This window comes from Pseudomonas gingeri (genome assembly GCF_013385425.1).
Classification (GTDB): domain Bacteria; phylum Pseudomonadota; class Gammaproteobacteria; order Pseudomonadales; family Pseudomonadaceae; genus Aquipseudomonas; species Aquipseudomonas gingeri_D.
In genome coordinates, this window is the sequence record NZ_JACAQA010000017.1 from 113431 (window position 1) to 123696 (window position 10266).

A 10266-nucleotide genomic window follows, 5' to 3' on the forward strand; every position below is an offset into this window, starting at 1 on the left:
CGATAAAGGATGCCGAGGTAGCGTTTGTGTCGTGCTAGCCCCCCGAAAGCTCGGATAAACCGACGGACGGCGTGCATACCTGTTAGAAATGACAGTATCCAGGCTCTTTTGAAAGGTGTTGAATTAACCCACGGTTCAACACCGTGACACACACCTCAGGCATTCTAGCTTGCCTCTTCTGTGTTGCTTATCGACTTCACTATCAAGGTGACCGTGGATGGCTATTTCAAAAGAAAATCCTGTTTATGCGGGAGATGCTAATGTTCCTGGTGATATTCAGGCTGATCTGGCTAAACCGATAGTCGAGTCCATTATCAAGAACTATGATGGCACGCCGCGAGCAGACGGCTTAGTCCCTAGAAGTGTGTTGGAAGGGGACCTCGAATTTATTGTTCCGGCTTGGGATTTTTCTCAACAATATACCGAAACTATCAGGGTGGGGTGGCGTCCGGAAGGGGCTCCTTTTCACGCGGTGGGTGCACCCTATGATTTTGTTCCACCCATTGCCCCAGGCGATAAAACGCTGGTTGTCCCTATGGCTGAACTTAGACATGGAAATTACGAGCTTTCTTATGAGAAGACGATCAGAGGGATCAATCCTCTGGAGTCGTTGAAGACCAAGGTGCGAATTGATAGAGAAAGCCCGAATGATGGCCAACAGCCATTATCGATGATTTTTCCGGATGAATTGAATGGGGTAATTAGCGAGCAGTATTTAATCGATAATGGTGAGGTGCGTGTCCGGGTACCACGTTATGTGGGCGCGGAGGGGCGGGATCGGGCTATTTATTATTGGACGAATACAGAATCCCCCCTTGAGAGCGAGCCGCCTGTTAATGAACAGGAGTTCAGTCAGTATGATGTCGATAATAACCTGATGTATGTCCGCTACGATGAAGCTGATATTCGCTCTTGGGGGACGGGCACACGTTATGCCTACTATCGTCTGAGGGACCTGGCGGGAAATCTGAATGCGGTAAGGTCCAGTCTTTCGTCCATACGTGTCGACCTTACGCCGCTGCCTGGCGGCCTGCTTCCCCCTCGAATCCCCCTGTCGAGCAGAGGTCTGATTGATCGTGAGCATGCTCGAGAAGGCGCTTCTGGACAAGGGGGGGTTACGGTTGAAATCGATGCCTATGACGATCCCGAGGATACGCAGTTCATTCTGGTCGATTGGGACGGCACCAAACTGAGCCCACATCCGGTAGACATCAGCCAATGGCCGCAGCAGATCTATGTGCCTTGGTCGACATTGACGGCCAAGGGCCTGGGGCCACTGACGGTCCAGGTGGATTACATCGTGCAAGCGGGTGGTGCTTTTACGCCACCCTCGGGGCCCGCCACTGCCCCCGTCGATTTTACGATTGCCGGTCAGGATCACGCCAACGCGCCGGCGCTGCTCAATACCACCTTGGTCAAATTGGAAGTGTGGGGCCTGCATTCAAATATTTTGAATACGTTGACCGCACTGGACGAAAATGAAGACGCCACGGTGAAGATAGCGCTTTTCGATGACCCCAAACCTGGAGAAACGATATATGTGTTCTGGGGTGCGGTCAGCGGAGCCGTGGCCGATTACACCGTCAAGGTGGGCGACACGGCGGGCCAAGTGATTCCGTTCACTATTCCTTGGGATGTGATTGCCCAAGATAAAAACAATCGTGCGTTACCGGTGTATTACCTCACGGATAATGGCGTCAATCAACAACAAGCGCGGGTGACGGACGTTGATGTTTCTATTGTGTTACTTGCCGGGCTCATGGAGCCGGAGTTTCCTGATGCTAATCTAAATGGTTATTTGAATTGTTGCTCAGTGCCCAGGTTGTGGCAGGGGATAACGGTACATGTTCCCGGTACGGCTGATGGGAATCCTCACCTTGCTGGCGGTGATGTGATCGAACTGACATGGCAGGGGAGTCGTGGGTTGAATGGAACGGACCCAATACCGGGGGTGACCGATGTTTTTTCAAGAACACTGTCAGATAACGAGGCAAGGGATGGTTTTGACGTGGTGGTGTTACCCTACGACAGGCTGATTGAACCCATGGTGCATAATGATTCAGGCGTGGCGCAGTACCGTTTGTTGAAAGCCAATGGGGGGGTTGGGCGCTCAAGATCTCCCTTTGTAAAAATCACTAGGCAGATGCCCGGTGACGTTATATGTGGCCCCGATAATGATCTCTGTCCACCTGAAGGATAAGGTGTTGTTGGTCGCTTGAGTTGAGAGCAGTAGATGTGCTTTTTCTAATAGAGAGAAGCGCCGATCCCTGCGTGCTGTTGTCAGTCATATCTGTTTGCACGTGCACGGGAAGTGTCTAGGGCGATAAGGCTCTATCCCATGTAACGGAGAATATGAAATGTCAACGAAGAAAAAATCACAACCCTCTACCCAGTCGTTAGCTCCTGCTGAAAAAGCACGACTGGAGGCTCGGCTGGCCGTGTTGGACAGTCCCAAGGCCGATCCTATTGCACCCGTGATGAACGCGCTCAACCCTTTATTAGGGGATGAGCCGGATGATGATCCTAATCAGTTGCATTCCAGATATCGGGGGCAACTATTGAAGGTGGATATAAACAGTATTGAGCCTATCGATGATGATGGTATCAACGGGTTCGTTCAATTGTACTGGAACGGGCAGAGTATCTTGGGGTCAAGGTATAATTTTACATCACCTGTCACTACCATACCGTTCCCAATTACGTTGGATCTTCCCGGGAACTATACCTTGTCACCTGGTACTTACCCATTGACTTATCGACTTCATTGGGGGCCCAACGGGGTAGGATCTGTTCCACTGATGGTCAATATCGATACGCTCCCTCCGAACGGCGGATCAAGTGGCCCCGAGGTGATATTACCTCCTCAAGTGGAGAGCGAAGGTATTACCAAGGAGTATCTGGACGCTCACCCGGAGGGGGTGCTAGTTACAATTCCTAGTACCTACGGTGATGCCAAACTCGGTGATCAAATCGAGGTGCATTACGGGACCTCCATTCCGGATTCAATTGTAGTGGGGATTTTTACCCGGACGGATATGGCGGACCCGATAGAGGTATTTTTGACAAGGGCCCTTATTGGCACGGCCGAAGGCCCACATTACATTTTTTACTATTTGTCTGATCGTAAAGGTAATAAGGGGCCGGAGTCGGATTTCAAGAGGGTGGGGGTCACGCTCACTACCCGGCCGACGAATCTTAAAGTCACGGTTGTACCTGAGGCGGCAGATGGTCTGATTGACTACGAGGATGCGATTAGCAGTGGCGGTGTACTGGTTCGGCTCGATGCTTACGATAGTCCTCAATTCGGACAAGATAAATTTGTTGTCTCTTGGGATAATATTACTCAGCCAGAAGTTGATATTGTAGGGTTCCCCACCTTTGCTACCGTCCCTTTTGTCGATGTGAAAAACGGTAATGATGGTCCTGATACGGTTGATGTCGATTATGTCATCAGGCGGGGAGGGAATACCTACAGTAACCCCCCTGTAACACTCATCGAGGTTGACAAGGACTTGCGCAAGCCCGGGCCGCCTAATCCGGAGGATCCACCTGGCGAGCAGAATCCAGCCTTGGCCCAGGTGGTCGTTCAAGGCCGAGCAACGACGGTTCCCGACAAGTTGACAGCTGCGGATGTGGGCCCTGATCCTGCGTACGATTTTGTTGATGCTGAGGTGGCGATTTACCCAGAACGTAAAGCGGGTGATCATTTCCAACTGTACTGGAGAGACGTGGCGGTGCCTCCACCAGGCGGCGTTTACGATCTTCTGGGTACCGAGGACCCACTGACCTTCAAAGTTCCCTTTGAAGTCCCAAGGGCGATTGTTTTGGCGGGTTTGAATGACAGCAAATTCCCGGTCAATTATTCTATTTCTCATCCGTCTGTCAACGGTAACGTAGACTACGCCGTGCCTAAAGAAGTCGACGTATTAGTCGTACCTATTACTGTTCCGGATCCTGCCTTCCAGAATCTCTATGAGTTCGATCCAAGCGACCGGGATACCTGGATAGTTGCTTGTTGCTCTCGCCGAAATGACACCATCCTGGGTGAGGTCATTGAAGTGCTGGTTCCCGGAGAGCCCACCGCAAGTCTTGCCGATAAGACCCTTGATTTTACCTTTCAAGGGTGGAGTGATGCGGCGGGCTCACTGCCGATTACCGGAACTCGTTATACCAATACGTTTACGCCGACGACCGAGCAGGCCACCAATGGATTTATTTTCAAGGTTCCCTATGAGCCCTACTTACGGTTGATTGCGGATAAATACTGCAGTATCAAATATGAAACAGTAATCAATGGTCATCCGGCACCCTCCAACGAGGACTTTAAGGAGGTTTTCATGATCATCAATGGTACTGAAACGTGCAGGACATTCGATGGTGTGCCTTGCATAAGCTGATCTTGATAGAGGCATGACTATCCGGTGGAAGGGGGGCTGTTCACCTCTTCCGCCGTTTTATTTTGGGTGCAATGTTGATGCTTACACGGAGCGCTTAATCTGGCTTCAGGATAGTCAGATATACCTTTCATTTTTGTGAGATTTTTCCTACATAGTTTGATGAGGAGTATGGGTAGAGTTTGGCGCTTTCAACACCTACGTCCAGCTATTTCCGTGGTTGGAAGGAGATAAACAGTACATGAACACTCTCACCCGGCTTTTTTTTCCAATATCGGCACGACGATCCCTGCGCTGGGCTGTATTGTCTCCGGCCTTTCTCGTGATCAGCCCGTCGGTCTTTGCCGCTGTTTTCAATGATGGCGGTACACATACCATTGATGCCAGCGCGCCCCCGACCGAGGGTTATTCGGTAAGTGCGGGTACGACACTGAATGTCAATGGTGCAACCAGCCAAGGGATCAATATTGATGGCGGTTCCACATTGAATATGAACGGTGGAACAGTCAATGGAGTGGGGAGCAACGGTGTTGATGTGACCAACAGTACCGGCACCCTCACCGGAGCGACTATTACCGCTGATTTCGTCGGTCTGTCCGCTGTTCGCCAACCGGGCTCAACCAGCGGTTCTCAGGTGAGTGTCACCGGGGGCTCGATCTCTGGAGGGGAGGCGGGTGCCCAAGTGAGTGGTTTCAGCACCTTGGAACTGAATAATGTCTCTGTCACTGGCACAGGGGCGGGCAGTAGCGGTGTGCTTATTTATCAGGGCGGCTTGGTGGCCAACCAGAGTGTCATCACGGGTGCTGCCAATGGCATACAGATGATCGCCGATCCAGAGCGCGTCGGTGATGGCAGCCTGGTGCTCAATAACACCAGTGTCCACGGCCAGAGCGGTGCGGCGGTACTGGTGGGGGAAGGTGTTGACGTGAGCATCGATGTCCTGAACGGTTCGACGCTTATCGGTGGCAACGGCAATATCCTCGAAGTCCAGGGCGCCTCCACCGCCAATGTCAATGTCGCCAACAGCGCCCTGACCGGCAATGTCGATGTCACCGGCAACAGCACCGCCAACCTCAACTTCAGCGGCGCCCAGATGACCGGCGACTTCAATGTCGAAGCCGGCAGCACCGGCAACCTGGCTTTGGCCAACGGTTCGCTGTTCAAAGGCAGCCTGACCAATGTCGATGGCGTGACCATCAACAGTGGTTCTCAATGGGAAATGACCGCCAGCAACACCGTCGGTACGCTGGCGATGAATAACGGCACGGTCACCATGGGTCAGGGCAGCAATTTCTACCAGTTGGATGTGGGCAGCCTGTCCGGCAATGGCACCTTCGCCATGAACGTGGATTTCGCCACCAACCAGCATGATGTGCTGAATGTCACCGGTGCTTCCAGCGGCGACTTCAAACTGCTGGTGGCCGGTTCCGGTGTCGATCCGGTATCGCCAGAGGCGCTGACCCTGGTGCACACGGCTTCCGGTAATGCGAATTTCGCGTTGGCGGGCACTGGCCTGGTGGATGTCGGTACCTACTCCTATGGCCTGGGCTCGAGCAGCAACGGCAGCGGTGGCACCGACTGGTTCCTCGACCCGAACAAGAAGACCGTCAGCCCGAGTACCCAATCGGTACTGGCCTTGTTCAACACCGCGCCGACCGTGTGGTACGGCGAACTGTATTCGTTGCGTACCCGCATGGGTGAACTGCGCTTCAACGACGGCCAGTCCGGCTCCTGGGCGCGGGCTTATGGCAACAAGTACAACGTGTCGGAAAGCTCCGGCGTGGGCTATTCGCAGAACCAGCAGGGCTTCAGCCTGGGGGCCGATGCGCCGCTGCCGATGGGCGACGGTCATTGGTTGATCGGTGCGATGGCCGGGCATAGCAACTCGGACCTCAGCCTCAAGGGCGGCACCACCGGTAATGTGAAGAGCTACTACGTGGGGGGTTACACCACCTGGCTTGAGCCGGAAACCGGTTACTACTTCGACGGTGTGGTCAAACTCAACCGTTTCGAGAACGAATCGAAAGTCGCCATGAGCGATGGCACCCAGTCCAAGGGTAACTACGGCACTACCGGTATCGGTGGTTCCGCCGAGTTTGGTCGCCATATCAAGCTGGATAACGATTTCTTCGTCGAGCCGTTCGGTCAACTGTCGGCGGTGACGATCCGGGGCAAGAACTACAACCTGGACAACGGCCTGCAGGCCGAGGGCGACCAGACCCGTTCGTTCCTGGGCAAGGTCGGTGCAACGGTCGGGCGTAACCTGACACTGGATAGCGGCACCGTGGTGCAGCCGTACCTGCGGGCGGCGGTGGCCCATGAGTTCGCCAAGAACAATGAGGTCAAGGTCAACAACACGGTGTTCAACAACGACCTGTCCGGCTCGCGCTCCGAGTTCGGCGCCGGTGTGGCGGTGAAGCTGTCCAAGGACCTGCAAGTGCATGCCGACTTCGACTATGCCAATGGCAAGTCCATCGAGCAGCCGTTTGGCGCGAATGTGGGGTTGCGCTATAGCTGGTAAGCAAGGCGGATAACCCAGACGATTTATAAACGCCCGGTGCATTGCGCCGGGCTTTTTTTGCATCGGGTTCTGTCTTGAATAAGGTTTGCGCTTGCTTCGAGCCGGGAGAATGATTGGTAACAATTGCCTGCATTGCCTCCTCGGAAGTCAGCGGTTTATAGTCCTTTGATCGCCTTCATTGGTGATACGGGTTTGGCGACTCGTCGATAAAATGTGCTGAGGCTTCCTGAGTGAGCTTATTGCAGGGATACTTGTACCCGCAAAGCTGCGTTATGGCGGCTGTGCGCGGGAGACCTCCGGGTCTGCCGGATTTTGCTCGTTTTATCCCGGTTCGCCAACCTGCGTACAGCTGCCACCCATTCGTTTGGCGACGATTGAGTGATGGCTCTCATTTAAAAAACGAGGCCTTACCTATGTCTAAATACATACCGCTCACCGCCATCGACTGCCTGATCCCCAGCCTGTTGATCGACGCCGAAAGCCCCACCGATGTCCTCCACGCCAACGCCGCCGCGCGCTTTCTGGCGGCAACGCAAATGCTCGAAGCCCTGTCCCATATCGAATTGCACAACGCCAATGACATCGACTTCCAACACATTATCCAGGTCCCCGCGATGGTCATGCGCGATGGCTGCGACCTGATGGATGTGCTGGGGTGGCGGCTGCGGGTCTGATTGCTTAAAACGTGCAGTGAAGCAAAACTGCAGGCCACTGCATTCAATTTGACGAGAATAATGAAAGGGGAGCCTGGCTCCCCTTTGTGATCTGAATAAAACTAGCTATCTTTGATGCATTTCAGTTGAGGGGGGCGCATCAATACGGGACAAAGGCCCAGGCGCCTTTGATGCTCGTATTGTTCGGGTCGGCCAGGTGAATAGTTTGCGTATCATAGTTAAAGAAACTATATCTACTGTCGGTGCCGACGTATTTGCCGAGCCAGTAATTAATGGGTTTGAATGGGTAAGGAAATGGTCCTCGGTACACCCTGAACATACTAGCGATAAAGTTATCATACTGACCAATGTTAACGCCATTGACTGAATTGATCCAAGCCCTCGCTGCGGTCGCATCGTTGAATGGACCGTCGTTCACGACTAGAGTGTAGACGTTGCTGACAATGACCAGAAAAGACACTGTCGCCCCTTGCGAGTCCCTCACGCTAATAGTTGCTTGGCCATTGCGCATTCCCCGTACTTTGTTAGTGCCCTCGATTTGGGCCACCGATGGGTTGGAGGATGTATATTGGTACGGTGGTGTCCCTCCCGATGCCTGACGTACTTCTGTATTGCCGTTCGGATCCTCACCAGTGGTTGGCCAAGACACTCTGATGGAATAGCCGCGCAAGAGCATGTATGACCGGTCAATTGTCAGCGGATCCGTCACAGTTTTGACGGTATAGGTGCGCAGTGGAAAATCGACCGCGTTGGCCTGGGTCGAGCTGCGATCGAAGGTCACTTGCAGCACGACGTTCAGTGGCGAGTCGTCGCGCAATTTCTCCAGTTCGCTACGCAACAGCGTTGTGGACAACCCGGCCGTCACTTCCGAGTCCTGGACCGCGGAAGACGTGTAGAGGGTGATGGTATAGCGCGAGCCGTCGAGCGCCGTACCCTCGGCGCGTAGCCAGACGCGCTGACCGGCGGCGATCAGCGGCCATGGTGCCACGGTGACCCGCGCATCGCCGGCAAAGGTCTTCAGATCCAGTTCGCTGCCAATACCGGCTTGCGCGGCCTGGGGAATCAGCGGCATGGGCAGACTGATGTCGGGTATCGCCTGCACGTTCAGCGTCAATGCACGGGACGGCTCGGATTCGCTGCCTCCACTAGGGGTCACGGTGTAGGTGACCGTCACCGACCGGTCCAGGTTGTAGGCGATGACCGAAACCGGAAGGGGGATCTCTCGGCTGCCCGGCAGCGCTTGCAGCGGGGTGGTGTGCGAACCGTCGCCGGGGGTGCCAGCCCAGGTCACGCGGACCTGATCACCGGGTTGGGCGCCGTAATCCGGAATCTCCACGGTCAGTTCATCCTTGGCCGCCACCGGATTGAGTTGTTGGCTGGGCACGGCGCCGGTGGCCTGCTTGACGCTGGGGGCGAGCAACTCCAGCGCCGAACCGATGGTCAGCTCACGTATCAGCGAGCGTTGAATCGGAGATCCGGTACGGATGATGTAATAGTCCGTGTCCACCGTGCCGTTCAAGTTGCCAATCACGTATTGAAACGGTACGACAAAGGGAATGGGGCTACCCGCCGAGCCTGGGTTCAGCGGCGGCGTCTCTTGATCCGGCGCACTGCTGAGCGAACCTCTCCAGCGCAGCCCGACGATGTCATTGGGCAGGGTGCCCGTATATGGCACAACCACATCGGCCCCGGTGATGGGGTTCACATCGTCCGGGTTCAAGACATCGTTGCTGTCGGCCCGGATGACGTTGGGTTTTGGCATGGAAGGCTGACCGCTGCCCACGGACAACACCAATTCCTGTGATTTACGTTGGCTATTGATCCAGTAGTAAACGGTGAGCGAACCGCCATCGAGTCGCTTGATTTCATTCTTGTCCACATCGCGCAGGATCGGAGCGCCACTCGGTTCATTACTCACATAGGCGTTAATGTCGAAACCAGTGGGGTTGTTGCTGGCGTCAAGTCCTTCAAACACAATGTAGAGATGGTCTCCGGGCTGGCGCCCCGGGTAATAGGGCACTGAAATGGTGTAGAAATTCAGGTTCGGGTCCAACACACTGCCACTCGCTTCCACAAAACTCGGGCGTTCAGGCAAGGCAATATCACCCACCACCGTAACGTTGGCGTTTTTCGACGGGCGATCTTCCACGCCGCTCCTGATCCGTACGTAAGACACCGACGCTCGCCCCTTGGCAATCGCCTCCACGTATTCGTAGGGGATGGGAAAGTCGTATTGGAAGGGGATGAATTGCACCGTTTGCTCAAGAGGCCCGACGATCACCGACGAATCCCCTTGTGCCGGGGTGCCGACCCAGGTCAGTTGCAGGATATCGTCTACCGCGTGATCCGTTTGATTGGTGTACACCCGGCAAATCACATCGGCTCCCGCCAGTTGCTCAAGATCGATCACATTCTGGGGAACGGGAAAACCGTTGACCAACACCTGCGGCGCATCGAGGCGGTTGCCGCCCACGTCGACCCGCACGGTGGTAATCACGGACCAGGGTTCACGCTCATCGGGATAGTTTTTGCAGACATCCACCACCTGATAAGCGATGTCGATCTGACCGTCTAGAGCGTTCTCGATGACCGTTCTGTCGATATGGATCGGGATGTCCGTGTCCACCTCCTCCGGTTGGACGATGTGCTCCACACTGGCTCGCCCCCAGGCCAGGCG

Annotated in this window: 5 protein-coding genes; 4 read left to right on the plus strand and 1 reads right to left on the minus strand. The window is 54.6% G+C overall.

Annotated elements, in window-relative coordinates; translation table 11 throughout:
- Positions 1 to 217 precede the first annotated feature (217 nt).
- From HX830_RS20265 to HX830_RS20280, 4 genes are all read left to right on the plus strand, one after another.
- On the plus strand, positions 218 to 2200 hold the full coding sequence (locus tag HX830_RS20265; protein WP_177102179.1) for a hypothetical protein: 1983 nt from the start codon (positions 218 to 220) through the stop codon (positions 2198 to 2200).
- A 157-nt stretch (positions 2201 to 2357) separates the two neighbouring features.
- The gene (locus HX830_RS20270) at positions 2358 to 4397 is read left to right on the plus strand and encodes a hypothetical protein (RefSeq protein WP_152741475.1); all 2040 of its coding nucleotides are present in this window, start codon (positions 2358 to 2360) and stop codon (positions 4395 to 4397) included.
- A 238-nt stretch (positions 4398 to 4635) separates the two neighbouring features.
- Positions 4636 to 6915, plus strand: a complete 2280-nt coding sequence (locus HX830_RS20275) for an autotransporter outer membrane beta-barrel domain-containing protein (protein ID WP_177102181.1) — start codon at positions 4636 to 4638, stop codon at positions 6913 to 6915.
- Between the two features lie 413 nt (positions 6916 to 7328).
- Complete coding sequence (locus tag HX830_RS20280; protein WP_152741473.1) at positions 7329 to 7589, plus strand: short-chain dehydrogenase; 261 nt, start codon at positions 7329 to 7331, stop codon at positions 7587 to 7589.
- Between the two features lie 139 nt (positions 7590 to 7728).
- On the opposite strand, the gene HX830_RS20285 is transcribed toward HX830_RS20280, so the two are convergent.
- On the minus strand, positions 7729 to 10266 hold a 2538-nt coding region (locus tag HX830_RS20285), incomplete at its 5' end, for a hypothetical protein (RefSeq protein ID WP_218171337.1).